This window comes from Duganella qianjiadongensis (assembly GCF_009857915.1).
Lineage (GTDB): Bacteria > Pseudomonadota > Gammaproteobacteria > Burkholderiales > Burkholderiaceae_D > Rugamonas > Rugamonas qianjiadongensis.
Genome location: NZ_WWCM01000002.1, coordinates 218,983 through 243,648, shown reverse-complemented (window position 1 = coordinate 243,648; position 24,666 = coordinate 218,983). Strand labels below are relative to the sequence as shown.

Annotated in this window: 18 protein-coding genes and 1 tRNA gene; 4 read left to right on the top strand and 15 right to left on the bottom strand. The window is 60.5% G+C overall.

The window, feature by feature from the left end:
- Positions 1-40: 40 nt before the first annotated feature.
- Entirely contained in the window at positions 41-769 is a 729-nt protein-coding gene (aat, locus tag GTP27_RS04045; RefSeq protein WP_161037896.1) for a leucyl/phenylalanyl-tRNA--protein transferase, read from the bottom strand.
- Positions 766-1,347, bottom strand: coding sequence for an NUDIX hydrolase (locus tag GTP27_RS04040; protein ID WP_161037895.1), 582 nt, complete (start codon positions 1,345-1,347; stop codon positions 766-768). The genes aat and GTP27_RS04040 overlap by 4 nt, the downstream gene beginning before the upstream one ends.
- 171 nt (positions 1,348-1,518) lie before the next feature.
- Here GTP27_RS04040 and GTP27_RS04035 point away from each other — a divergent pair.
- Positions 1,519-1,595: transfer RNA gene (locus tag GTP27_RS04035), tRNA-Met, on the top strand.
- A gap of 57 nt (positions 1,596-1,652) precedes the next feature.
- On the opposite strand, the gene GTP27_RS04030 is transcribed toward GTP27_RS04035, so the two are convergent.
- The 3 genes from GTP27_RS04030 to GTP27_RS04020 all read right to left on the bottom strand — a co-directional run bounded on the left by GTP27_RS04030 (position 1,653) and on the right by GTP27_RS04020 (position 7,095).
- Positions 1,653-2,747, bottom strand: a complete 1,095-nt coding sequence (locus GTP27_RS04030) for a T6SS immunity protein Tli4 family protein (protein WP_161037894.1) — start codon at positions 2,745-2,747, stop codon at positions 1,653-1,655.
- The gene (locus tag GTP27_RS04025) at positions 2,744-4,474 is read right to left on the bottom strand and encodes a lipase family alpha/beta hydrolase (RefSeq protein WP_161037893.1); all 1,731 of its coding nucleotides are present in this window, start codon (positions 4,472-4,474) and stop codon (positions 2,744-2,746) included. The genes GTP27_RS04030 and GTP27_RS04025 overlap by 4 nt, the downstream gene beginning before the upstream one ends.
- Positions 4,475-4,590: 116 nt before the next feature.
- Positions 4,591-7,095, bottom strand: a complete 2,505-nt coding sequence (locus GTP27_RS04020; protein WP_202416534.1) for a TonB-dependent receptor — start codon at positions 7,093-7,095, stop codon at positions 4,591-4,593.
- 165 nt (positions 7,096-7,260) lie between these two features.
- Here GTP27_RS04020 and GTP27_RS04015 point away from each other — a divergent pair, with 165 nt between their 5' ends.
- Both GTP27_RS04015 and GTP27_RS04010 read left to right on the top strand, forming a co-directional pair.
- Positions 7,261-8,571 (top strand): sensor histidine kinase, encoded by a 1,311-nt coding sequence (locus tag GTP27_RS04015; protein WP_161037892.1) that lies wholly within the window; start codon positions 7,261-7,263, stop codon positions 8,569-8,571.
- Positions 8,568-9,209, top strand: coding sequence for a response regulator (locus GTP27_RS04010; protein ID WP_161037891.1), 642 nt, complete (start codon positions 8,568-8,570; stop codon positions 9,207-9,209). The genes GTP27_RS04015 and GTP27_RS04010 overlap by 4 nt, the downstream gene beginning before the upstream one ends.
- Positions 9,210-9,305: 96 nt before the next feature.
- Here GTP27_RS04010 and GTP27_RS04005 read toward each other — a convergent pair whose 3' ends face one another.
- From GTP27_RS04005 to GTP27_RS03990, 4 genes are all read right to left on the bottom strand, one after another.
- Positions 9,306-14,714 carry a DUF3857 domain-containing protein gene (locus GTP27_RS04005; protein ID WP_161037890.1) on the bottom strand — a complete coding sequence of 1,803 codons (5,409 nt, stop codon included), beginning with the start codon at positions 14,712-14,714 and terminating at the stop codon, positions 9,306-9,308.
- Between the two features lie 106 nt (positions 14,715-14,820).
- Positions 14,821-15,726 (bottom strand): DNA-3-methyladenine glycosylase 2, encoded by a 906-nt coding sequence (locus GTP27_RS04000; RefSeq protein WP_161037889.1) that lies wholly within the window; start codon positions 15,724-15,726, stop codon positions 14,821-14,823.
- Positions 15,723-16,613 (bottom strand): DMT family transporter, encoded by an 891-nt coding sequence (locus GTP27_RS03995; protein WP_161037888.1) that lies wholly within the window; start codon positions 16,611-16,613, stop codon positions 15,723-15,725. Before GTP27_RS03995 ends, GTP27_RS04000 begins: the two co-directional genes overlap by 4 nt.
- Positions 16,614-16,713: 100 nt before the next feature.
- A complete protein-coding gene (locus GTP27_RS03990; protein WP_161037887.1) occupies positions 16,714-17,736 on the bottom strand; it encodes an XdhC family protein in 1,023 nt (340 codons plus the stop codon).
- Between the two features lie 43 nt (positions 17,737-17,779).
- Between GTP27_RS03990 and GTP27_RS24005 the strand changes: the two genes are divergently transcribed.
- Complete coding sequence (locus tag GTP27_RS24005) at positions 17,780-17,911, top strand: hypothetical protein (protein ID WP_286173141.1); 132 nt, start codon at positions 17,780-17,782, stop codon at positions 17,909-17,911.
- 12 nt (positions 17,912-17,923) lie between these two features.
- Here GTP27_RS24005 and GTP27_RS03985 read toward each other — a convergent pair whose 3' ends face one another.
- From GTP27_RS03985 to ileS, 6 genes are all read right to left on the bottom strand, one after another.
- Positions 17,924-18,319: a surface-adhesin E family protein gene (locus GTP27_RS03985; RefSeq protein ID WP_161037886.1), complete on the bottom strand. Its 396-nt coding sequence runs from the start codon at positions 18,317-18,319 to the stop codon at positions 17,924-17,926.
- A gap of 18 nt (positions 18,320-18,337) precedes the next feature.
- Complete coding sequence (locus tag GTP27_RS03980; RefSeq protein ID WP_161037885.1) at positions 18,338-19,438, bottom strand: M48 family metalloprotease; 1,101 nt, start codon at positions 19,436-19,438, stop codon at positions 18,338-18,340.
- Between the two features lie 11 nt (positions 19,439-19,449).
- Positions 19,450-19,899, bottom strand: coding sequence for a dUTP diphosphatase (gene dut, locus GTP27_RS03975; RefSeq protein WP_155433215.1), 450 nt, complete (start codon positions 19,897-19,899; stop codon positions 19,450-19,452).
- On the bottom strand, positions 19,900-21,123 hold the full coding sequence (coaBC, locus tag GTP27_RS03970; protein ID WP_202416569.1) for a bifunctional phosphopantothenoylcysteine decarboxylase/phosphopantothenate--cysteine ligase CoaBC: 1,224 nt from the start codon (positions 21,121-21,123) through the stop codon (positions 19,900-19,902). It abuts the gene before it with no gap.
- 53 nt (positions 21,124-21,176) lie between these two features.
- Entirely contained in the window at positions 21,177-21,680 is a 504-nt protein-coding gene (gene lspA / locus GTP27_RS03965; RefSeq protein WP_161037883.1) for a signal peptidase II, read from the bottom strand.
- 69 nt (positions 21,681-21,749) lie between these two features.
- Positions 21,750-24,617, bottom strand: a complete 2,868-nt coding sequence (gene ileS / locus GTP27_RS03960) for an isoleucine--tRNA ligase (protein ID WP_161037882.1) — start codon at positions 24,615-24,617, stop codon at positions 21,750-21,752.
- Positions 24,618-24,666 lie beyond the last annotated feature (49 nt).

Below are 24,666 nucleotides of genomic sequence, written 5' to 3'. Positions count from 1 at the left end.
GCGGAAGCTTTGCGCTGCTGGCGCTTGGCGTATGGCTAGCTTAACCGGCAGCGGGCAGCGGTGCAATCACTTGCCAGTCGCCGATCTGCGGCAAGGTGATGCTGTGGCGCAGATGCGCCAGAAACGCTGCGCGCGGGATGGGGGCGGCGCCCAGCGAGGCCAGATGGCCGGTTTCCTGCTGGCAGTCGATCACCTGCACGCCTTGCCGGCGCAGGAAGGCCACCAGATAGGCGAGGGCGATCTTGGAGGCATCGGTGACGCGGGCGAACATCGATTCGCCGTAGAACATTTTCCCGATTGAAACTCCATACGCGCCACCCACCAGCTGTCCGTCCAGCCAGACTTCCGCCGAGTGGGCGTAGCCCAGCCGGTGCAGGCCGCAATAGCCGGCGATGATGTCCGGCGAGATCCATGTGCCGGGGCCATCCTTGCGCGGGGCGGCGCAGGCACGCATCACCTGTTCGAAGGCGCTGTCGAAGCGTATTTGCCAGCGGCCGCCGGCTAGCCGGTCTTTTTCTACTTTGCGCAGGGTTTTTTTCAGGCTGTCGGAAATACGGAACTGTTCGGTCTTCAATACCATGCGCGGATCGGTGCTCCACCACAGGATGGGCTGGCCCTCGGAGAACCACGGAAAGATGCCATGCTGGTAAGCCAGCAGCAGGCGCTCGGGCGAGAGGTCAGCACCGGCAGCGAGCAGGCCCGGTGCATCCTGCGTCAGCGCCGTGCTGACGTCAGGAAAAGGGGTATCGTGGTCTAGCCAGGGGATCACTTGGTCTCGCCGTCCGAGCGCATGGGGCGGGTCAGATCCTGCGTGTGGAAACCGTAGTCGCCGCCTTTACGGATTTTGACGCGGTCGGCAAAAAACAGTTCCAGCGTGGTCTGGATAGTGGGGAAGGCCAGATCGTCCCACGGAATTTCGCTTTCGCTGAACATCTGCACGTCCAGGCTCTCTTCGCCGGGGGCAAAGTCCAGATCCTGCAGTGTTGCCAGATAGAACATGTGCACCTGATGGACGCGCGCGACGTTGAGCAGGGTAAATAGTTTGCCCAGAGTGACATTGGCGCCCGCTTCTTCGCGGGTTTCGCGCAGGGCAGCTTCGCCCGTGGTCTCATTGTTTTCCATGAAGCCGGCGGGCAGGGTCCAGTAGCCATAGCGCGGTTCGATGGCGCGCTTGCACAGCAGCACTTTGAGTTCGCCATCCTGTTCCCATACGGGGATCGTACCCAGTACCATTTTCGGGTTCTGGTAGTGGATCGCAGCGCAGCTGTCGCAGACGTAGCGGGGGCGGTTGTCACCTGCTGGTATCTTCAGACTGACAGGGGAGGCGCATTCGGAACAGAATTTCATAAAGGGTAGCCGGGGATGATAAGGATGCTCACGCCAGCTACTTTACACTGAATGGGGCCGCTACGGCATGGCTGCGAGGGGCCTCTGGCTGCATTTATTCGGGCTATCGCCAGCGATTTCGGGATTAATATTGCCTAAATTGCCGATCTGGCCTATAATACTCGTATCAGACGCGGGGTGGAGCAGTCTGGCAGCTCGTCGGGCTCATAACCCGAAGGTCACAGGTTCAAATCCTGTCCCCGCAACCAAATTTCAAGCCGTTGATATCGCAAGGTATCAGCGGCTTTTTGCTTTTTTGATACTTTTTACTTAGCCGTTTGCTGGGTAGGTCTTATTTTCAAAGTCGATACCAGTCTATCCCATAGGGCAATGGCCTCGGCATCGTTAAGGCTGGGCCGGATGGCGCCCTTGCGGTTACCCTGAACGCCCGTATCAAGCTCGATGTCGAGGCGGGTGTAAATGCGGTCGTTAATCGCGCCATTGCTGGTGAAGTGGAATTCGTGCGTAGAGGTGGCTGTTTTCTGCGCTGGTAAGTGAACGAGCACTTCTGAGCCCGTCCAGTGAGCGATCTGGCGCTGGCCACGACGCAGAAAATCTATTTTGGAGTACCAGGTGCCGGGGCCGTGGGGCGTCACTTCTCGGGCGTCCTTTATGAGTTCCTCGATATCGTCGGACGGGACGAGGTAATCGCCGTTCTTTAAAGATTCGATAGAGAAATGTACATCCGGGAATTCCTTCAATCGGATGCCGATGGATGCTTTCTCAAAATCATATTCAGACCTTGCAAATCCGCCCTCTATGCATAAACCAGATTCTGTGGGTATTTCGTCTTCTGCACGCAAGCGCAAATTCTTCGCCGCTTTGTTCAAGATCCCTACATGTTTTTCAATCTGCTTGAATGGGGAGCCGCCATCCTGAATATATAAGTCTTTGCCTAAAGGGATGAACGAAACGATTGTAAGGTCAATGAAACCTTTGGAACCGAATACCAATTTCTGCCCCTGCACAGCACCATCTATCACCTTGCCGTACATGGCGAAATCAGTAGTACTGAGCCCATGCAGCATATAACTTTCCTTTTCAAACTTCTCAACTTCTTTTGCGACATGTGCGGTGATCTGCTTGGCCTCATCGGCAATATAGACAATAGGGAAGTCAACGTCAGCGGGGCCGTACACCACTGTAGCAGTGGCTGGTACATCAATCATTAGGCGACCGAAGCAGACTGGTTTAGTCCTTTCAAATAAGGGAGATATGCGCGCGGAGAGTTCGGTCATGTTGGGCCTTGTAAAGGTATATTTGTGGTAGGCATTGGCCTTTAAGAACATCACTGTGGCGAATAGTGTCAGTAGGTCGAGCCAGACCCAGTTTGGATGGGACGAGCGGCTGAAGTTCATCATTTGCTCCATTTCATCGTCTGGGCGATACGAATCAGACAGTAAAGCGTCGAATTCAGGACCTTGCTGTTGTTGTAGCTGTCCTGATGTTCATAGCCCGTTTGGCGGAATATCCCTTTGAATTTTCCGCTGCGGAGTTGGTGGTCAGATGAATGCGTCGGTACGGTCTGGTCGCCAGAGTCTGTCGGAGGCATCAAGTGCGCAGTTAGTGCTCTGCAATCATGGTTAGTGAGCCTGTTTTCCGGAGGGGCGACAACATGTAATCTGCCTTGCTTGTTGTCGCGAAGTATGGCGAGCTTTCTTACGTCACGGAATTGAGTATCGCCATCCAGTGACCAGACTACTCGATACCATGCGGCCTTTGCCGGATCGGCCCCGTAATGTGCATAGCTTAGTTCGTGGTAGGTTTCGGCTATGTCGCAGTGGAATTTTTTGGTCTGTTCCAGCATTTCAATCGTGCGGTCAAATCCCGCATGAAGAATTAGCGCTGGATTAATCCATTCATTTTTAATCAGGCCATACCAGACGTCCTTTAGCTTATAAATTTCTTCGTAGGGATCACCATACTCTGGCAGGCTCAATAGCGTCTGATTATTGTGTGTAACTTGCAACCATCCGTTTCCGTAATTCTGATTGGGTAGTAGTTCCAGTGCGCCAGGAGCGTTTGCGAGAACCGCCGTTACCTTATTTCCGTTATTGCCGACGACTTTAGGCGAAATGCTCAAAAAACTATCCTCAAAGCCACAACGCATGCGTTTATAGGCTGCTCCCGCCCCAATCGCCGGCATTACGCCATGAACCATGCCGAGTATTTTGTCTTTCATGTTGCCCATCTCTGGATGTATCAGTGCACGGGCTACCAGACCTCCCATGGAGTGAGTAACGACAATGACCTTCTCGCACTGAAAGCCTTGATCCTGGTAACGCTTAATGAGTACATTTATTCGTTGGGCCAGGCGACGTGCTGAAGCAGCACTAGTGTTAAGCCAGTTGTATCCCATCGCATGCACAGGAAACCAGATATTTTCGACGGTCTCTTTAAGAGTGTTTCGATCCAGCGGTTCCAGTGGTGGTTGGGGATGCGCCTGCCACACTGAGGGCGGCACACCGACGATCTGCTTCCATCGCTCGTTCATAAAGCCATAATGGAAGGCGGTGTTCAATTCCAGTTCGCAGGTCTCTAGCAGTGTCCTGTAGCAATCGAAGTAGATTTCGCCCCAGCCGCGTTCGCGTGCCTTCTGGTCTTTACTTTTGCGCGGTGACGCGGAGGCCGGATCATCGCACAGTAGCGGCGTATCTATCCCTACGTTGAGCGCGTAAAAGAAATTCACCGAAACGTTGCCGTTGCGGTCGGTGGAAGTTTCGTTAGGATTGCCAGTCGGGTTGTTAGCCGGATCGTATTCATCGACCTCAGTGTTCTCAAAGTCTAGTTGCAACTGGCGTATTCGTGCACTCGCCATGCCCAGTTTGGCAGACTCGATGGCGTTATCGGGGCGCCACGCGATATTGTTCGATTTCCCCATTTGTTGCTGGCGCTCCGCGCTCATGCGCAGGTTGGAGCCCATGATCCCCGGCAGGAAGATGATCGGCAGCACACGTCTGGGTGGAATATCGAATGTCTGTGGAAGTTTGTCCTGGACTGGTGTGGCAAACCCCTGTGTTCTGTAGCCGCTTTGTTGTTCGGGGTAGGTGGGAAGTTGATAGCCCTGCCGTGGTGGAAAGTCCGTCATAGTCCAGTCGCCAGCGATGAAAGGGCCTTCCACTATGGCACCCGTCACCGCGACTGGAAAGATAGGGCATATCGATTACATCAAGCTAAGGCGCAATTTTCCTCAGAGGCTATGCTTTAGCCACCGAAGCTATAGCGCAGGCCGAGAGCTATGGTGCGCGGCGCGCCGGGACCGTAGAAGGTGGAATGCAGCACGCTCTGGTTGTCGCCGCTGGCCGAGAACGGACGGGCGATGAAGTTGCCCGTTGCCGTCAGGCCGGTAGCGTTGAGCTGTGCAGCGCTGGCGTAGCGGCGGTCGAACAGGTTGCTGACGCGGGCGAACCACTGCCATTGCGGGCTGGCCGCATAAGTGGCCGACAGATCGAACAGGGTATAGCCGGCCATGCGGCCGGAACCCAGATAATGTACCCCGTCCGGCTGGTGCTGGCCGTTTTCGTTGCCGCGTGCGTTGGCGCCTGACACGGCACGCATATCGGCTTCTAGTGTCCATGCAGTGCTGGCGTGCCATTCGGCGCTGGCCTTGAAATTGTGGCGTGCGATCAGCGGCAGCCTGTCGCCGCTGTGGATGGTGATGTTGCCATCGGCATTGGCGCTGCTGTTGGCTGCACCACCGAGTATTTCGCTGCTGCGGAAGGTGGCATCGAGATAGGTGTAGCCGGCCGACCAGTCCAGTTGCGTGCTCTTGCCGTTGAGCGTCAGCTCTACACCGCGCCGCCGGGTGGCGCCTACGTTGCGGAAGTAGCCGTAGCCGGCGCTATCGTCAGCGACGAACAGGATGTCGTCGCGATTACTGGCGCTGAACAGGCTGGCGTTCCAGTCTATGCTGCGTGCCAGTGTGCCGCGCAGGCCCGCTTCCTGCGTACGCGTGATCACCTGACGCAACGGCGGATCCCCAGCCATAGCGTTGGGCAGCTTGCACGGGTTGGCCGGATCGGCGCAACCGAGTTCGATGGCGGTCGGTGTGCGGCTGCTTTCGCTGATGCGGGCGTAGAAGTTCGCTGCGGGCGTGATATCCCAGCTCGCACCGAGCGCCGGATTGAAGCGGCTGAAGCGGTGATCGCCATCGAGCGAGCCGGGGCCGCCGCCGGGCGTGAGGTGATCGCGGTTATGCACGCTGCTGCGGTTATAGCGGGCCGACAGGGACAGATGCAGCGAGCGGCTGAGGCTCAGCGTCTGGCTGGCGTACAGGCTGGCAGTGCGGGTGCGTCCGGCCAGATCGACACGCGCATCGACCGGCATGCCGCTGTCGTCGATCTCGCTGCCGTCGGCGTAGAAGTTGACCGGCGTGATGCTGCGGTCCGGATTCAGATAGCCGAACTGCGAGGACTGGCGGAATTCCGTATGGCTGCTGTCGAAGGCCATACCTGCGGTGAGCTGCTGCGGCATGCCGGCCCAGTCGCCGGACACGGTGGCCTGCGCGCCGAAGCCGGCGTTGTGCTGTTCGCTGGCGCTGCGGTTAAGCAGTCCGTTGCACTTTTCTGCCGGTTCGTCTTTGCGTAGCACGTTGGCCAGACAACGCCAGTAGGGGAAAGGCGTGTTGGCCGCCGTGGCACCTTTGGCCGGATAACCCGTATAGCCGGCAGCAGCCAGTGCGGCCTGTTCGGCTGCATTCGGCTGGTAGACAGATTGATCGAGGGAGTCGTCGTTCATGTCGCCGTTCAGGGTGTCGTTTTTCAGGCGGCGGTAATAGGCGTTGGCGGAAAACTGTAGTTGCTCGCTAACGCGGTGATTAGCTTGCAGGTTCAGCATCAGCCCGTGGTTGTGGGTCTGGTCGGGGCGGGTGTAAACGCTGGCGTAGTCGCGCTCCAGCAGACGTCCTTCCTGCAAACCGTTACCGGTCAGGCTGGAAGAAGAGATTGCGCTGCTCAGCGAGATGTCGGTGTGGCGGTCGGCCCAGCCCAGTTTGCCGAACAGCTGGCCCAGCCGCGTAGGCGAGGCTTCGCGCCAGCCGTCCTCCTGGTAGCCATTACCAGCAGTGAACCAGTGCCAGCCGCTGGCATCGTGGCCACCGTGTTCGAAGGCCAGCTCCTTGCGGTCATAACGGCCCGCTTGCAGCTGTAGCGTACTGCCTGTGTCGTGCAGACCATCCTTGCTGCGCAGGACCAGCGCACCGCCCAGCGCATTCAGTCCAAACAGAGGATCGGAACCGGGCAGCAGGTCGAGCGAGGCAATCGCGTTATGGGGAATCAGGTCCCAGCTCACGACGTCACCAAAGGGCTGGTTCATGCGCACGCCGTCAAGGTAGACCGCCAGTCCTTGCGGGGTGCCGAGCAGGGGCGACGCAGTGTAGCCACGGAAGCTGACATCGGGCTGGTAAGGATTACCCTGTACTTCGTTGAGGGTGACGCCGGCCAGTTTGCGATTCAGCGCGTCCGGTAGATTGCTGCTGGCGGGGGCAGCCAGATCGCTGCTATCGAGATGCTGGACATGCGCAGCCACCTGTTCGCGTGCCAGTGCGGCGCCTGCCAGCGGCGTGGTGCCGATCACTTCCACCGTCTGCATCGGCGCGGCGGCGTCGCCTTCTGCGGCCCATGCACGAAAGGCGAGGCAGATGGCGCTGATGGCTAGAGCGAGGCGCTGCGGCTGTAATCGCGGGTAGCAGATAGGTGGGGTGGTTGGCATGCTGGCGTCTCCTGAATTTTTTTGGCTGTGCGGCTTTGGTTTTAGCGGATTATTTCAAGCGCCCCGGCCTGCCGGCTAGGGAAAAATTCCCGATCTGGTGTGCGTAGTGCTTGGCATGGAAGTTGCGAACTCTCGCTACATAAAATGCAAAACGAGGGGGACATCATGGATTTGCGCCGCCGTCTGGTCGGATCGCTCAGCTTGTTACTTGCCGCACTGCTGGCGGTGACGGCGCTGGTTCAGCTCTATTCGCTGCGTGCCGATGTGGAGGCCGAGGTGCAGGCTTCCAGCCATCTGGTCAGGGTACTGCTGGCGGCGGGCAGCATGGCGCCCGATGGCGGACAGGCGTTACAACCTCTGCTGGCACAGGCGCGCCTGCGCCATCTGAGTATCCGTACCGAGGGGCAGCCAGCGGCCCGCACAGCGCCAGATGCCTTGCCACGCTGGCTGGGGCTGGAGGGGCTGATGCCGGCCCAGCCGGAGCAGCAGATCCGCATCGGCCAGCAAACGCTCTACATCGCCCCCTATCCCCGTTCGGAAATCAGCGAGCGGCTGGCGGACACTGTGCGACTTTGGAGCACCCTGTTGTTCTTTTCTGGTACAACTTTGCTGGTGGCGTGGTGGAGCGCCGACCGCGCCCTGCGCCCCGTGCGGGAACTGGAAGCCAGTCTGCACCGGCTGGCGCGGGGTGAGCCTGATCCGGCCTTGCCCCGCTTTGCCCTGCGCGAGTTTGGCCGGGTAGCCCGTGCGATAGACTATCTGGCCAAGGCGCTGGAAAGCGCGCGGGCCGCCCAGCAGGCGCTGGCACGCCAGTTGATGACGGTGCAGGAAGATGAAAAACGCACGCTGGCGCGCGAGCTGCACGACGAAATGGGGCAGACGCTGACGGCGCTGAATGTCACGGCGGCCCATCTGGAGCGGCACGCCGCCGGTATGGCGCCAGACCAAGTGGCTGAATGTGCGGCGGACTTGAGGCGCGAACTGCGCACGGGGAGCGGCCAGTTGCGCGGCATGCTGAAAAATCTGCGTCCCCACGGATTGAGCACACATGGCTTGCAGCAGGCGCTGGTGGATCTGCTACAGGGCTGGCGCAGCCGGCAGACTAGCATCAGCTTCGAACTGGCCTTGCCACCGGCATTGCCGCAGGTGGACGAGCAGCTGGCGCTGGTGATTTACCGGGTGGTGCAGGAAGCTCTGACTAATGTAGTGCGGCACAGCGGCGCCTGTAGTTGCACGGTGCAGCTGCAAGCCAGTGCCACCATGCTGCTGCTGGACGTGATGGATGATGGCTGTGGTCTACCGTCCGACCTGCAATGGCAGGGCGGTCTGCTAGGCATGCGCGAGCGCATCGCCATGGTGGACGGCCAGCTGCGGGTCTGGCATGCGCCAGCAGGCGGGCTGCATCTGCATGCGCAGTTTCCGCTAGCGCGGACGCCTGGTTCGGTCGTCGCCATGGCGGCAGGAGTGGCATCATGATACGCATCGTTCTGGTCGATGACCATGCACTGGTGCGCAGCGGTTACCGCCGTCTGCTCTCAGCGGAGACGGATTTCGAGGTGGTAGGGGAGGCCGCCACGGTGGCAGAAGCCAATGCCTTGCTGGCGCGCTGCACCCCCGAGGTGGCGATTGTTGACTTGAACCTGAAGGGCAGTAGCGGACTAGAAGCCATTGCCGGCATGCTGGCTCGCCAGCCGGACCTGCGCGTGCTGGTGCTGTCCATGCACGACGATGCAGGCCATCTGGTACAGGCGCTCAAGGCCGGCGCACATGGCTATCTGACCAAGTGCAGCGAACCGGAAGAAGTGATTGCGGCTATCCGATCCGTGATGGCCGGGCACCGAGTGCTGTCGCGCGATATGCAGGCGCTGGCGCCCGCCGCCAGCGAGGAAGGCGTGCATGGCTTAAAGCCGCGCGAGTTCGAGTTGCTGCGCCTGCTGGTGCACGGCGAGTCGGTACAGGATATCGCCAGTCTGATGCACCTGAGTCCCAAGACGGTGCTGAACTACCTGACCCTGATCCGGCAAAAGCTGAATGCAGAAAACGACTTCAAGCTGATGCACCTGGCAGCCCGTTCGGGACTGGTGGATTTTAGCGTGGCATCCACACCACAGTAGGCGTGCAGAGTGAGGCAGGTTCGCAGCGCATCTACCCGAGCGCAGGCTGGTCGGCGTTCAGGTAGATATGGCGGACGTTACCTCGGCGCACCAATCTTAGATCTTTTTGCTATTCAGGTTAGCCAGCTGGCGCCGGATTTCCAGCACATGCGGATGCTGGGCGCCTAGCACTGCCAGCCGCATCTCGAGTGCAGCCTGCAAAGCGGCACGTGCGCTGTCCGTTTGCCCCAGACCCTGATAGCTGACGGCGATTTCCTGCAGTACTTCGGCCACATCGCACTTGCCGTAGATAGGCATGGTTTCGCGCAGGTGCTGGACTTCTTTCAGTTTGGTTAGCGCGCGTTCATACTGGTTCTGCTGGTTCAGCAAACGCCCGGTAAGGAAGCGGTTGACGTCGTGGGTGGCGGCGTCGTCAGGCGCCGAGCTTTCCTGCTGCTGGCGTGCCTGCGCCAGCAATGCCTCGGCGTCGGCGTAACGTGCCAGTGCAATACGGCTGCGTGCCAGTGAATTCTGTAGCGTTGCGATGTAGTCCTTGTTGGAAGGGGAAACCGCCTGTGTCCTGGTCAGTGCCGTCTGCAGCAGGCTGTCGGCCTGTTCGTTGTGTTCCCAGCGTAGATAGATTTCCCCCATTAGGTGCTCAGCGCTGGTTATCTTGTACTGGTTTTTTTCCGGATCTGACTGCAGGCGGTTGATGAGTGACTGCAGCATCTTCTCTGCCTGCTGATATTGGCCCATTTCCGCCACCACGACGGCCAGATTACGTTCGGTTCCATCGAGTCCGGCGCCGTTAACCGACTGATTGATTTCCAGCGCACGGCGGGCAAAGTCATAAGCCTGTTCGTAATGCTGCATGGCCTGATAGAGTCCCGAGATGCTGTGTAAAAGTTCCGCAACAGTAGCGCTGCGTGCGCCAGATAGGCGCTCTTTATGTTGCAACAGTGCGAGATAGCAGGCTTCGGCTTTAGGGTATTGTCCGGTCATCTGATAAAGGTCGCAGACACTCTCGGTTTCTTCAAGCAGATCATCGTCATCCGCCGGGTACAGCTGTTGCGCCAGTGTCAGGCTGCGCTCGGCGTAAGGCAGCGCTGCGTTATGACGATGGATGTCCTGCAGATATTTGCTGTATCCCTGCAAAATAGTGTGGCTAAGCTTATCGTCAATTGCGCCGGTCTGGGGGAGCAGTTCGAGAGCACGTTCATACGCCCACACAGCCTTATCGCGCTGCTGGATATCCGCGTAAATTTTTGCCAGTTGCTGATACTGCGCCGCGCTGGTTTGTTTATTAGCGTCTTCAAGCAGGCGCTGGCCGCGTGCAGGATCGAGGTTTTTGCTCGTCAGCAGATGTCCGAGCTTCACCGTGCCTTCCAGCGAATGCTCGCTGGCCTTGGCATACCATTGCGCTGCCTGCGGATAGTCGATCTTCTCACCCCTGCCAGATTCGTAGTAGTCGCCCAGATCCAGCATGCTATCGACGATGCCATTATTGGCGGCCTTTACCAGCAATTGGTGGGCCCTCAGGGGATCGGCTTTGGTACGGATGCCGAACATCAGTAAGCGTCCCAGCAGGCCCTGTGCATCGGCATTGTTCTGATCTGCTGCGTTCTGTAGGTACTGCAAACCCAGACTGGTATCAGCCTTGGTGCCGATGCCGAAAACGAGGATGCGGCCATAGATGAATTGGGAGGTTTCATCACCGTCGTCTGCTGCCCGCTGATGCCAGTAGCGCATTTTCTGCAGATCAGGCTTGCCTAGACGCGTGCCGCCGTACAGGATGGCGAGATTGTATTCCGCCATAGGGTGGTGCTGTTCTGCGGCTTTTTCGTACCACAGGCGTGCCTGCTCGACATCGTTCTTGACAGTGTCATAAATGTAGCCCAGTTCGGAACTGGCGTAGGCGTTGCCACGCTCGGCCGCGTCACGGAACAGCTTTTCTGCCTGCTGCATATCTTTGGCAACTCCGTTCCCCTCTTTGTACATGACAGCCAGATTTTTTATGGACAGGGCCATGCCCCTGTCGGCGGCCTTGCGGTACCATTTGATGGCTTCTGCAAAGTCCTGTCGTACACCATAGCCATTCTCGTACAGTGCGCCGATATTGTTGATGGCGGTAACATGGCCCCGCTCTGCGGCGAGCCGGTAGAGTGTCATGGCGCGGCTGTAATCGACGGGCGCGCCGTTGCCGTTTTCAAGTGCATAGGCAATATTGAATGCCGCGCTGATGTTGTCATAGATGGCGCTGCGCTGGTTCCAGTACATAGCCAGATCATGGTCTCGCTCGATGCCTTCGCCATTGCTATACATGGCCGCCAGTTCGGCCATGGCTTCGTCCCGGCCCTGATCGGCCGCCAGTTGTAGCCAGTACAGGGCACGCGCGTAGTCGGTGTTCACGCCGTCCCCATGACGATAGCGCCGGCCCAGTTCCTGTTGCGCGGCCGCTTCGCCTTTAGCGGCGCTGCGTTCCAGCAGTGCCAGTGCCTTGGGCACATCACGCTTAACACCTTCGCCTTCGCCAAACAGCAGCCCCAGCATCGTCTGTGCTTCCGGATAGTCCTGCGCCGCGGCCTGTTCCAGCAATTGCACGGCTTCACTGGTCGAGCGCTGGGTGCCGATGCCACCCAGCTTGGCCATGGCCAGCGCGTACTGGCTGGCCGCGCTGCCGCCTGCCGCACCTCGCTGCCAGTAGCCCACGGCGCTGGGATAATCCTTGTTCAGCTTTGCCTGCTGACCAGCTGCTGCCAGCTTGTCTTCGCTAAGATCGCGCTGCAGTTCGCGCTGGGCCTGTCGAGCCAATGGCTGGTTGCGCAGGCCGTGACCTTTTACCCATTTGAAGGCCAGACGCGCGCCTGCCAGATCTTTATCAGCCAGACGGCGCTGGCCGATATAGAACCACGCTTCTTCCCTAGCCAGCGCCTGCAGGTCGCGCCGCATGGCGTCAACCTGCTTGAGCAGATCTTGCTGACTGATCAGACCAAGCTGCATGGCCAGTATCGGCCGTGGCCATGGGCCGTCGGGTATGTCGCGGGCGAACTGTTCCAGATCGCTGGGCAAGGCCAGACCGGCGCGCTGCAGCAGTGCGATGTGGCTGGCGGCATCGGCGCTCTGGATCATGCCGCCGTTGCTGCGTTCACGCGCCGCACGGTAGCGGCTCATGCGCTCTAGTGCAGCAGCAGTGTTGCCGGCATAGTAGTCAGCCCATGCCAGTTCCCGTTGCAGCAGATCGCTAGTGCCGGCCTCCTGCAGCCGCTGTGCGGAGGCCAGCGCTTCGGCGCTGTTGCCGCGCGCCAGCCATAGGCGGATCATGCATTCGGCCGGTGCGGCGGCACTGCCGGCATTGAGCTTGCGCTCCATGCGTTTTCCCATCTGGATGGCATCGGGTCCGATGAATTCATGCAAATCATGCTGAAGATAGAGCAAAGTGCAGGCCTGTTCCGCGCTGATCTCGCTGTCCTTCTTATCGCGCACCTGCTCGATGATTTCCATTATCTGATAGCTGTCGCGCAGGCTTTCCAGATCGCGCATGGAGACTTTGCGGGAGGCTTCTTTTTCAACTGCGCTTTCCTGTACGCGCAGCGATCCTTCCACAAACTCGTTGAGCAGGCGTGCCTGTTCGCCTAACTGGGGCAAGGCGGCAGCTGGCACTTCGCGCTGCTTGATGTGAAAGTCGAACAGATAATCGACGTCGGCGCCGCGCAGGCCGAATTCTTCGCGTGCCTGGAAATACGGGTTGTCGATCATTTTCTGGCTGGGCTGGTCGTTGCGCCGCACCTGCTCGGGCCAGTGGATCTGCAGGCGATAGCGCCCGCTATACAGACCGCCCGCTGGCGCAAACGGGAAGTTGCGTACCAGCTTGGCAGGGATGTCGAGCGCACCGTCGAGTATCTGGCTACTCATGGCAACGTGGTAGGCATGATCTTTCAGGCTGATGGCCTTGGGCAGCTGCAGTTCGCTGGTAATTTCTATGCGATTGTCCTGCATCAGATCTTGGTAGTTCGGTGTGCCCTGCAGGCTTACGCCCGGATACAGCTTCTCGTACTTGGACAGCACGGCTTTTTTCTGTTCGTTGGCCGAGAGCTTGCTGAAGTAGCTGCGCATGGCATCGGCATATGTGCTGCGATAGATATCGCGGCTGACCAGAGTGGCTGCGCCATTAAAATCCTTGATGGTGATCTCTTCCCTGTGCTCGAACGTCGGCAGAGTTTCGCTGCGCTCGGGTATTGCGCTCAGCTGCGTGGTGCTTGCGTTGACAGCCAGTACCTGCGCGCCGGGGAAGGCAATCGGCAGGGCTGCCAGTGGTTCGGGCTGATTGATGCGGGTAGGATCGACGTAGTAGTCCTTGCCGTCTATGCTGATCTGTACGATGACGTGGTTAAACCAGTTCGCGGATGGCAGCACTTTGGCGGGGAACTGGGGCGTGCTGGCCGAGACCAGCAGCGGCTGGGCCTGTATGCCGAGTTCGCGCAGCAGGCTTACTAGCAGATAGCTCTTGTCCTTGCAGTCGCCATAGCGACGTTGCAGCACCACGTCGGGCGCTTGCGGGCGGTGCGAGTTTTCGCCGATGGATACGCTGAAATAGCGGATCTCGTTCTGCACCCAGTGCAGTGCGGCGGCTGCGCGACCGGCTGCATCGCTTTGCTGGCTGAACTGTCTGACCAGCGCTTTCAGGGCGGGGCTGGCAGGCAGTTTGGGGAACAGGCTGTCGGCCCAGCGGGCCACGCCCTGCCAGTCCTGATATTCGCTTAGCTGCAGCATGCGCACTGGCAGGTAGCTGGCCGGAATCGACGGTTCCGGCTCCACGGCTTCGATGGCATGGCCTGCGAAGCGGATGCGCACCAGCTCTCCTTGCGTATCGATTTTCGGCGTCAGTTTTTCGCTATGGAAGTCACCTAGCTGGCGCCATTGCAGCGGGCGGTTGCGTGGATGTAGCACGGTGATGGCGCGGCGTTCGACCGGGTAGAGACTGTCCCAGCTATAGTCGCCGGACCAGAATTTTCCCATTACGGGATTTTCGCCTTCGATGGTGTAGGTGAGCCAGAGCGTATCGCCGATGCGCACATCATTGAGCAGCAGTTGCAGCGTGGTGGCGCCACCGAGCATGCCGCTTTCGATTTCCGTTTCGCGCTGCATGGGGCGGATGCTGACGCTGGCCGTGTGGTCGATCTGCTGGCTGCCGCGCAAAATCATCACGCGATGCAGCGTCAATTTCTGGTACTGGGAAAAGTAGCTGATCAGGCTCTGGCCGATTTTCCCTAGTTCGCTCGAATCATTGACCTGTATGGCGCGGTTGTACAGAGTGGCGGGCGTGGCCGCGAGCAGCGTTTGCGTCTCGCTCAGGCGCGTTACGACAGGCGTGGTGCGCTCGGTGGCTGGAACTTCGGCCAGCGGGGCGATCCAGCGGGGCAGGCTGGGGTTACGGCTGAAGCCCGGGGCATCGGGCTGCAGTTTGGCGGCAGGTGCGGCAAAGACGAGGGCAGGGGCGGCTGCAAGCAGAACAAAAACTGGACGCATAGTTGACTGGCTGTTGATTATTTTATAACAATCGAGTGTAACGATGCGATTATTGCCAGTCAAATATTGTTGTGTTTTATTGTTGCTATTTATTTAGCTAATGCCGCTAATCGGCGCTGCGCGGATGCAGGCTGGCCCACAGGTGGGCGGCAGCCATGGTGCGGTGGGGGCGGTAGCGGGCGAGGAATTGTTCGGTACGGGCCATATCGGGCTTGCTGTCCTCGCCCAGCAGATGCTGCAGGGCGGCACGCACGGCCACGTCGCCATGCAGCGAGCAGTCGGCATAGCCATAGCCGCGCAGCAGGCCGTAGTTGACGGTCCACGGGCCTATGCCTTTGACGGCCAGCAGGGCTTGCGAGACCTGTTCGATGCTGTTGCTGGCCGAGAGTTCCAGTTGCAGGCTGCCGTCTGCCACCAGCCGCGCCAGCCGCAGCACGGTTTCCGCCTTGGCGCGCGAAAATTTGCGGCTGGTGAGGGCTTCCACTTCGAGCGTCGCCACGGCAGGCGCATCGGGATAGCACCACAGGCCGCTGCTATGCTGGCGCCCGGCCTGCTGGATCAGCGTGCGGCGCAAGGCGATGGCAAAGGTGAGATTGATCTGCTGGCCGATGATGGCCCAGGTCAGCGCTTCGAACAGGGTGGCCGACTGCACCACGCGCAGGCCCGGCTGGGCGCGCGTGAGCGGGCCAAACAGGGGATCATCTGCAGCGAAGTCGCAGAACGGCTGCGGATCGAGGCGCAGTCCCAGCACGCTGTGCAGCACCTGTTCCAGCATGGCAGGCGTGGCGGCACCGGCTGCGCCGTCCAGATCCAGCTGGTAGCGTGCCGTGGTCGGTGCATGGGCTGCATCGAAGTCTATGGTCAGTACCGCTGCGCTGCCTTCGCACAGCAGGCCTTTGCGCAAGCGCTGCTGCTCCACCTGCTCGGCCACGCTCTCGCTGTCGCGGCGATGGAACGCCAGCACGTCCTGCAGGCGGTAGTGGGGCGGCAGCGTGAGCTTGCGCGGTTTCATGCGGCCGACTGTTTTTTCAGGAAGCTGAAACTGGGACGGAAGCCGGTCACCAGGGCCGTGCCGGAAATGACGATGGCGGCGCCGACCAGGGTGTACCAGCCTACGTGCTCGCCAAGGAACAGGATGCCCCAGAGGATGCCGAACAGGGGACTGAGGAAGGTCACCGTGAGCGCCGAGGACGGGCCGATATCCTGTATCAGGCGGAAGTACAGCAGATAGGCGATGCCGCTACAGAGGATGCCCAGAGCCAGCACGGCCGCCATAATGCCGACGGTAGGCTCGCCGGGTACGGGGAAGAAGGGCAGCGCTGGAGCGACCAGCAGGGTCGAAGCCCACATCGAGCCGTGTGCATTGGCGAACGGCTCGACTGCTTTGGCCTGCTTGGCGTAGTTGCTGGCCACGCCGTAGCTGAAAGCGGCCACCAGCACGGCGGCGATGGCGATGCCGGCACCGGGCTTGCTGCTGACATGGTCGAAGCCCACCAGCAGGGAGACGCCGCAAGCGCCCATCAGTAGACCCAGCATGACTTTGGCGCTGACCATGTGGCGGGTCCAGACGGCGGCAATCAGCGTGCCCCACAGAGGCGTCGTGGCATTCAGCACGGCCAGCAGCGAAGCCGACAGGGTACGGGCGGCGAAGCCGAACAGCAAAAAGGGCAGGGCGGAGTTGAACAGGCCCAGTATCAGGTAGTGCTTCCAGTTTTCGCGCAGATGCAATGGCTTTTTCAGAATCAGCGCGATCACGGCGAGGAACAGCGAAGCAAACAGCACGCGGTATTCGATCAGCACGGCGGCGCCCAGCACCGGCGCGGCGATGCGCATGAACAGGAAGGAGCCGCCCCAGATGGCGGCAAGCAGTATCAGGCGTAGCAGGTTGGTGGTGCTCATGCGGTTTCCGTGGTTGGTGGTTTAGGCGATTGTCGCGCTGTCTGGCGGCGCACGCTAGCCGGTTCTTGCTTTTGAATCCGGTGTGATGGCGCGAACGGCTTCACGCCGCGCCCAGTTCGATGGCGCAGGCACTGCTGCCCGGCGCGGCCGGTGTGGCGGCATGGGGCACCAGCAGGCTGGCCGGCACGGCGTTCTTCATGGCAGTCATTTCGGCCAGTATCGAGATGGCGATTTCGGCCGGCGTCTTGCTGCCGATGTATAGACCAATGGGGCCATGCAGGCGGGCGATCTGTTCGGCAGTGAGGTCGAACTGCAGCAGCCGTTCGCGCCGCCTGGCATTGTTCTGGCGCGAGCCGATGGCGCCCACATAGAAGGCATCGGAGCGCAGCGCTTCCATCAGTGCCAGATCATCGAGTTTGGGATCGTGCGTCAGTGCCACCACGGCACTGCGGTGGTCGAGCTTCAGCGCTAGCACCACATCGTCCGGCATGTCGTGCAGCAGTGGCACATCATCGAGCTGCCAGCTGGCGCGGTACTCTTCGCGCGGGTCGCAGACGATGACGTGGTAATCCATGGCGCTGGCGATCTGGGCGAGGAAGCGCGATAGCTGGCCGGCACCGATGATCAGCAGGCGCCAGCGCGGGCCGTGCACAGTCACTAGCGCCTGCTCGCTCACCTGCAGCTGGGTGCCCGCTGCGGCCGGCGAGAGTTGCACCGCGCCCGTGTGCAGATCGAGCCGGCGCTGCACCAGCTGGTGCTGTTCCAGCCTTTGCAGCAGTTCGTCTATGCGGCTACGTCCGGATAAGGGTTCGATGGCCAGTTCTATGGTACCGCCGCAGGGCAGGCCGAAACGGTGCGCCTCGTCGGCGGTAATGCCGTAGCTGACCAGGCGCGGCGTGGTCTGCGCTATGCCTTCGCGCCGGACGCGGTCTATCAGGTCGTCCTCGATGCAGCCGCCCGAAACGGAACCGACCACCGTGCCATCGGCGCAGATGGCCAGCGTGGCGCCCACCGGACGCGGGCTGGAGCCCCAGGTCTTGATGACCGTGACCAGCTCGCAGCGCTGCCCTGCGGCGATCCAGCCGGCGCTGGTTTTGAGAACTTCGAGGTCGATGCTGTCCATGGATGGAATATACTACGGCTCTCTAAAGCTTGCAGGGTTAGCCATGACGACGCACGATGAAAACGAGGGAAAACCGAAATTCGGCCGCTTGCTGCTGGTGCTGATAGCCACCGTGCTGTCGCTGGGCGTGCTGACCTGGGTGATGAGTAACTTCTTCCCGAATTTCCCTAACTAGGGAAAAAACCGTCTAGGGCTCGCACACGGCGCCCAGCGCGTGGTCGAAGGGACTGTCGGGAATAATATCTTCCGCTTCGAAGCGCTCGTATTTGTAATTGCCCACGGCTTCGCCTTTGCCCATGGCATCGGGGTAGTACACTTGCGCCAGCAGGATGGTGGTGCGCTGCTCGCAGTTATAGGTATGCAGGGCTTTCACCGAGCGGTAGCTTTTGCCTTCCGGCGTCGTGCGCGCCTTGCTGTAGCTGCGCATGGTCCAGACCTTGTGCGACTTGTCACCCTTGATGATGCTGGCCTTGTCCAGATACACCACGGCGCCATCGCCCGTGCCCAGTTTGTTCCAGTCCGAGGCATACGCGCTGGCGCAGCAGAGACTCAACAGGAAAACGGCAAGGGCATGTGGCTTCATGTGCGAGTATCCGTGGGACTAGGGAAGTAAGGGCCGGCGGCTGGCCTGTTTGGCCTTGATTTCCACCACCGTCTTGTCGATCACATTGAGCCGGTAGGCGGTGGAAGGATGGTGCGCCGTGTAGCTATTGAGTACCGTGGGCGGATACTGGGTGGCCAGCCGCTGCCAGAAGGCGTGGGCGCGATCGAGGTTGTAGCCGGCCCGCGCCACCATATACAGGGCCAGATAGTCGGCTGCCGCATCGAGTTCCTGTGGCATGGCTTTGACTCCGGCCGTGCCGATCAGCTGGCTGGTATCGGGCCGCACAGCCACCAGATTGTCGATGATGCTGCCCACCGTGTAAGCCGAACGGGTGACGGCGGCGTGGCCCAGCACATTGTGGGCGATTTCCGTGGCCAGCACATAGGCGATGGCCTCGTCGCTCTGGGCAAAGTTGACCATGCCGCGCGTGAGCATTACCCGCTGATCGTCCGAATAGGCGTTGATGTTGTCGGCGTTGCCGATATCGATGCGGAAGGCACAGGCGCGCGTGACGGGCACCGCCAGATTCTGGTTGCGGCTATCGCGCGCGATGATCAGATTGAGCGACTGGTTGCTGCCGACTAGCGGCGCGAGGATGGCTGCAGCCTGGGTTTCTGCGTTCTGGCCTGCGGGCAGGCTCTTGCCTTCCACTGCCATCAGACGGTCGCCCTTGCGCAGGCCTGCACGTGCCGCGCCGCTGCCGGCCAGTACGCTGGCCACTTCCAGCTGGTCGCCGTAACCGAGCACGTTCTGGGCCGCATCGACAAATTCACCGGAATAGGAATAGCGGTTCTTGGCAGTGAAACCGAGCAGATTGCGCGCATGATTGCGGCACAGGTCAGCATTGTTGATCAAGATAGGGGCAGCGATGCGGTATAGCTGCTCCTGCAGATTGACCATCTGGGTCAGGGCGGTGCGGGCGGCAGCGGTGCGCGCCGTCAGCTCTGGCGGCTCTTCCTGCATGGACTGGGTCACCGCCGGTTCGGCTGGCTGCGGTGCAGGCCGCGAGGGCAGCAAAGAGCAGCCGGACAGCAGGGCGGCGAGCGCCAGCAGCGTGTAGCTGCTACGGCCTGGTAACCATGCTGTGTGCTGCCCCATGCGGCTCTCCTTTAGTGTTTGCCGGTACTGCCAAAACCGCCTTCGCCACGTTCGCTGGCGCCGAATTCTTCTACCACTTCAAAACCTACCTGCAGCACCGGTACGATGACCAGTTGCGCCAGCCGTTCCATCGGGTTCAGCGTAAAGGCGTTCTGGCCGCGGTTCCAGGTCGACACCATCAGCTGTCCCTGATAATCCGAGTCGATCAAGCCTACCAGATTACCCAGCACGATGCCGTTTTTGTGGCCCATGCCGCTGCGCGGCAGGATCACGGCAGCGTAGCCGGGATCGGCCAGATGGATCGCCAGTCCGGTTGGTATCAGTACCGTCTGACCTGGTTCTATCACCATTGGTGCATCGATGCAGGCGCGCAGATCGAGGCCGGCCGAACCCGGTGTTGCGTAGGCCGGCAGATTGTCTTTCATGCGCGGGTCGATAATTTTAACGGCGATTTTTTTCATTTAATGAGCGAACAGTGAATGCTGGGTGATACGTTTGGAGATTTCCGAGATCAGCTGGCGGGCCAGCGTCAGTTTGTCGGCGCGCGGCAGGATGGTATGGCCGTTCTCGTCGAACAGGATGATGGTGTTGTCGTCCTGCCCGAAGGTGTGATGGCCAATATTCCCCACTAGCAGAGGGATGCCTTTCTTTTCGCGCTTGTCGGCGCCGAACTGCACGAGGTTTTCCGATTCGGCTGCAAAGCCCACGCAGTAAGGATAGCCGGCCAGCGAGGTGCGGGCTGCCACGGTCGCCAGAATGTCGGGGTTCTGCTCGAACTTCAGGTCCGGCACGGAACCGTCGGGATTCTTTTTGAGCTTCTGCTCGCTGGAGTTGGACACGCGCCAGTCGGCTACGGCTGCCACCGCGATGAAGATATGCTGGTGATCGACATTGGCCAGTACCGCGTCGTGCATCTGCAGCGCGCTCTGGACGTTGATGCGGGTGACGCCGAACGGCGCGGGCAGCGCCGTCGGGCCGGAGACCAGCACCACTTCGGCGCCGGCTTCGCGTGCCGCGCGGGCTACGGCATAGCCCATTTTGCCGGACGACAGATTGGTAATGCCGCGCACCGGATCGATAGGCTCGAAGGTAGGGCCGGCGGTAATCAGGATGCGTTTGCCTGCCAGCACTTTCGGCTGGAAGGAAGCGATCAGTTCTTCCAGCAGATGGTCCGGCTCCAGCATGCGGCCCATGCCTACTTCGCCGCAGGCCTGGGCACCCGAATCGGGGCCGAAGAAGACGATGCCGTCTTCGCGCAGTTGCGCCACATTGCGCTGGGTAGCCGGATTGCTCCACATTTCCACGTTCATGGCCGGTGCCACCAGCAGCGGTACGTGCTGCGGCCGCGCCAGACACATGGTCGACAGCAGATCGTCGCACACGCCGTGGGCCAGTTTGACGATGAAATCGGCCGAACACGGGGCGATCAGAATGGCGTCGGCGTTGCGGGTGACATCGATATGCGCCATGTTGTTGTTGACGCGCGGGTCCCACTGGCTGGAGTACACGGGCTGGCCCGACAGGGCCTGCATGGTGACTGCCGTGATGAAGTGGGTTGCTGCATCGGTCATCACCACCTGTACCGAGGCACCGGCCTTGGTGAGGGCGCGGCACAGCTCCGCAGCCTTGTAGCAGGCCACGCCGCCGGTCAGGCCGAGTACGATTTTCTTGCCAGTCAATTCCATCATGATGCAAGTTCCTGATTAGGAGAGTTAAACAGCGCAGCCCTTATGGCGGCTTAGCGGTGCACGCGGCGCAGCTCATCGAGGATGAACAGGCCGGCGCCGATGCAGATTGCCGAGTCGGCGATGTTAAAGGCGGGGAAGTGGCCGAGCGCGTCGTGATGGAAGTCGAGGAAGTCCACCACGTGGCCGTACATCAGACGGTCGATCACATTACCGATAGCGCCGCCCAGTATCAGCGACATGGACCAGGCGAACATGCGCTGGCCGCCGTGCTTTTTCAGCAGCACGATAATGTAGGCGGCTGCACCGATGCCGATGGCCGTGAACAGATAGCGTTGCCAGCCGCTGCTGGTATGCAGGAAGCTGAAGGCCGCGCCCTTGTTATAGGCCAGCACCAGATTGAAGAAACTGGTGATGACGCGTTCTTCGCCCAGCTGGAGCGTGCGGGTAATGGTGATTTTGCTGATCTGGTCGAGCAGGATCACGATGGTGGCGATGCCCAGCCACGGAGTCAGGCTGCCGGAGGATTTGCTAGGGAAGATTTTTTTAGTGGCCATAAATACTCGGTTTGGTTCGTCACGACGGTAAGGCCCGTCCGTGCTTTGCGCGGACGGGCGAACCACATATTAAGCGAACTTGCGCTGTTCGCCCGCACCGAACAGATTGCTATGGCAGCGGCCGCACAGGGTAGGGTGGTCGGCGTGGCTGCCCACGTCGGCACGGTAGTGCCAGCAGCGCTCGCACTTCTCGGCGCTGGAAGCGGCCACTTCGACCGCTTCTTCCGCTTCCGTAGCTACCTGCAGCACCTTGGCCGCGGAGGTGATGAAGACAAATTTCAGGTCGTCGTCGAGGCTGGCCAGCAGCGCATACTTGTCGCCAGCCGCCTTGAAGGTCAGCTCGGCCTGCAGCGAGGAGCCGATGGCGCCCGACGTACGCAGGTCTTCCAGCTGCTTGGTGACGTCGGCACGCACGGTACGCAGTGCCGTGTACTTGGCCAGCAGCGCTTCTGCCTGCGGGTCGGCCGGCAACTGCCACCAGGTCTGGGTGAAGATGGTTTCGTCGCTGGCTTTGAAAGCGTCGGTACTGGCGAAGATGGCCCAGGCTTCTTCGGCCGTGAACGATAGCGCCGGCGCCATGATGCGCAGCAGGCTCTGGGTGATGTGCCACAGGGCCGTCTGGGCCGAACGGCGTGCCTTGGAGGTCACGGCGCTGGTGTACAGACGGTCTTTCAGCAGGTCCAGATAGAAGCCGCCCAGGTCTTCCGAGCAGAAGTTCTGCAGCTTCGAGTACACCGGCTGGAATTCGTATTGCATGTAGTGCTGGGCCACTTCGGCCTGCAGCGCGGCCATGTTGGCAATCGCGTAGCGGTCTACTTCCAGCATGTCTTCCAGCGCCACGCTGTGCTGGGCGGCGTCGAAGTCGGACAGGTTGGCCAGCAGGAAGCGCAGGGTGTTGCGGATACGGCGATACGATTCCGTCACGCGCTTGAGGATCTCGTCCGAGATCGACAGTTCGCCCGTATAGTCGGTGCTGGCTACCCACAGACGCAGCATGTCGGCGCCCAGTTTGTTCCAGACGTCCTGCGGCGCGATGGTATTACCGATCGACTTGGACATTTTCTTGCCTTCGCCATCGACCACGAAGCCGTGCGTCAGCAGCGCCTTGTAGGGCGGCGTGCCGTTCAGCATGGAGGAGGTCAGCAGCGAGGAGTGGAACCAGCCGCGGTGCTGGTCCGAGCCTTCCAGATACAGGTCGGCCGGGAAGGCCGACTGCTCTTTGTGCGAACCGCGCAGCACCGTCTGGTGGGTTGAGCCGGAGTCGAACCACACGTCCAGCGTGTCCTTGTTTTTCTCGTACTGGGCCGCTTCGTCGCCGATCAGGTCTTGCAGGGCTAGCGCCTGCCATGCGGCGATGCCGCCCTGTTCGATCAGTTTGGCGACCTGCTCCAGCAGTTCCGGCGTGCGCGGATGCAGCGCGCCGGTTTCCCTGTGCACCACGAAGGCCATAGGCACGCCCCACTGGCGCTGGCGCGACAGGGTCCAGTCCGGACGGTTGGCGATCATGCCGTGCAGACGCGCCTTGCCCCAGTCGGGGAAGAACTCGGTCTGGTCGATGCCGGCCAGCGCGGTCTGGCGCAGCGAGGGGCCGCCATCTTTCGGCTCGGTGTCCATGCCGGCGAACCACTGCGAAGTGGCGCGGTAGATGATAGGCGTTTTATGGCGCCAGCAGTGCATATAGCTATGGTCGAACATCTTCACTTCGAACAGCGCACCAGCTTCGCGCAGGGCGTTGCAGATCGGTTTAGACGCTTCCCAGATGGTCATGCCGCCGAACAGCGGCAGGCTGGCAGCAAATTTGCCGTCGCCCAGCACGGGCGTGAGGATGTCGGCATCCTTCATGCCGTGCGCGCGGCAGGAGATAAAGTCGTCCAGACCGTAGGCCGGGGCCGAGTGCACCACGCCGGTACCGCTTTCGGTGGTGACGTATTCGGCCAGATACATGGGCGACAGGCGGTCGAAGAAGGCGTCGCTGGCGTGCAGCGGATGGCGGAAGCCGATGCCGCCCAGCGCCGCGCCGTGGCAGGTGGCGATGGTGGTGCCTTCCAGCTTGTAACGGGCCAGGCAGCTTTCCACCAGGTCCTGTGCCAGGATCAGCAGCAGCGGCTGGCCGTCACGCTCGGTCTGCACCAGCGAGTAGATCACTTCGGCGTTGACGTTCAGCGCCTGATTCGACGGGATGGTCCACGGGGTGGTGGTCCAGATCACGATGAAGCCGTTCTCGCTCGGCAGCTTGGGCAGATTGAAGGCGGCGGCCAGCTTGTCGAACTCGCTGAACTTGAAGCCCACATCGATGGCCGGATCACGCTTTTCCTGATATTCCACTTCCGCTTCGGCCAGTGCCGAACCGCAGTCGAAGCACCAGTTGACCGGCTTCAGGCCGCGGTAGACATAGCCTTTTTCCAGCAGCTTGCCCAGCGCGCGCAGTTCGTCCGCCTCGTTCGAGTAGTTCATGGTGAGGTAGGGGTTATCCCACTCGCCCAGTACGCCCAGACGGATAAAGTCCTTGCGCTGGCGCTCTACCTGTTCCTTGGCGTAGGCGCGGGCTTTTTCCAGCACTTCGCCAGTCGGCAGGTTTTTGCCGAACTGTTTTTCGATCTGGATTTCGATCGGCATGCCGTGGCAGTCCCAGCCCGGTACATAGGGCGCATCGTAGCCGGCGAAGCTGCGCGCCTTGACTACCATGTCTTTCAGGATCTTGTTGACTGCGTGGCCGATGTGGATGTCGCCGTTGGCGTAGGGAGGACCATCGTGCAGGATGAATTTAGGACGGCCGGCGGCAGCTTTGCGCACGCGCTCGTAGATTTTCTTCTCTTGCCACTGCTGTACCCAGCCCGGTTCGCGCTTGGCCATATCGCCGCGCATAGGGAAGGGAGTTTCGGTCATATTGACCGGGTATTTGCTTTCAGGTTTTTTGGCAGATTTGTTATCGGACATGGTGATCTATTCAGTAATTTAATTCGGAGTTCTGTTTAGCCGGCGCGCG

Excerpts from the sequence above, each read along its gene's own strand:
- GTP27_RS04040 (WP_161037895.1), bottom strand. The coding sequence starts at position 1,347 with ATGAAATTCTGTTCCGAATGCGCCTCCCCTGTCAGTCTGAAGATACCA.
- GTP27_RS04030 (WP_161037894.1), bottom strand. The coding sequence starts at position 2,747 with ATGATGAACTTCAGCCGCTCGTCCCATCCAAACTGGGTCTGGCTCGAC.
- GTP27_RS04025 (WP_161037893.1), bottom strand. The coding sequence starts at position 4,474 with ATGACGGACTTTCCACCACGGCAGGGCTATCAACTTCCCACCTACCCC.
- GTP27_RS04020 (WP_202416534.1), bottom strand. The coding sequence starts at position 7,095 with ATGCCAACCACCCCACCTATCTGCTACCCGCGATTACAGCCGCAGCGC.
- GTP27_RS04015 (WP_161037892.1), top strand. The coding sequence starts at position 7,261 with ATGGATTTGCGCCGCCGTCTGGTCGGATCGCTCAGCTTGTTACTTGCC.
- GTP27_RS04010 (WP_161037891.1), top strand. The coding sequence starts at position 8,568 with ATGATACGCATCGTTCTGGTCGATGACCATGCACTGGTGCGCAGCGGT.
- GTP27_RS04005 (WP_161037890.1), bottom strand. The coding sequence starts at position 14,714 with ATGCGTCCAGTTTTTGTTCTGCTTGCAGCCGCCCCTGCCCTCGTCTTT.
- GTP27_RS04000 (WP_161037889.1), bottom strand. The coding sequence starts at position 15,726 with ATGAAACCGCGCAAGCTCACGCTGCCGCCCCACTACCGCCTGCAGGAC.
- GTP27_RS03995 (WP_161037888.1), bottom strand. The coding sequence starts at position 16,613 with ATGAGCACCACCAACCTGCTACGCCTGATACTGCTTGCCGCCATCTGG.
- GTP27_RS03990 (WP_161037887.1), bottom strand. The coding sequence starts at position 17,736 with ATGGACAGCATCGACCTCGAAGTTCTCAAAACCAGCGCCGGCTGGATC.
- GTP27_RS24005 (WP_286173141.1), top strand. The coding sequence starts at position 17,780 with ATGACGACGCACGATGAAAACGAGGGAAAACCGAAATTCGGCCGCTTG.
- GTP27_RS03985 (WP_161037886.1), bottom strand. The coding sequence starts at position 18,319 with ATGAAGCCACATGCCCTTGCCGTTTTCCTGTTGAGTCTCTGCTGCGCC.
- GTP27_RS03980 (WP_161037885.1), bottom strand. The coding sequence starts at position 19,438 with ATGGGGCAGCACACAGCATGGTTACCAGGCCGTAGCAGCTACACGCTG.
- dut (WP_155433215.1), bottom strand. The coding sequence starts at position 19,899 with ATGAAAAAAATCGCCGTTAAAATTATCGACCCGCGCATGAAAGACAAT.
- coaBC (WP_202416569.1), bottom strand. The coding sequence starts at position 21,123 with ATGGAATTGACTGGCAAGAAAATCGTACTCGGCCTGACCGGCGGCGTG.
- lspA (WP_161037883.1), bottom strand. The coding sequence starts at position 21,680 with ATGGCCACTAAAAAAATCTTCCCTAGCAAATCCTCCGGCAGCCTGACT.
- ileS (WP_161037882.1), bottom strand. The coding sequence starts at position 24,617 with ATGTCCGATAACAAATCTGCCAAAAAACCTGAAAGCAAATACCCGGTC.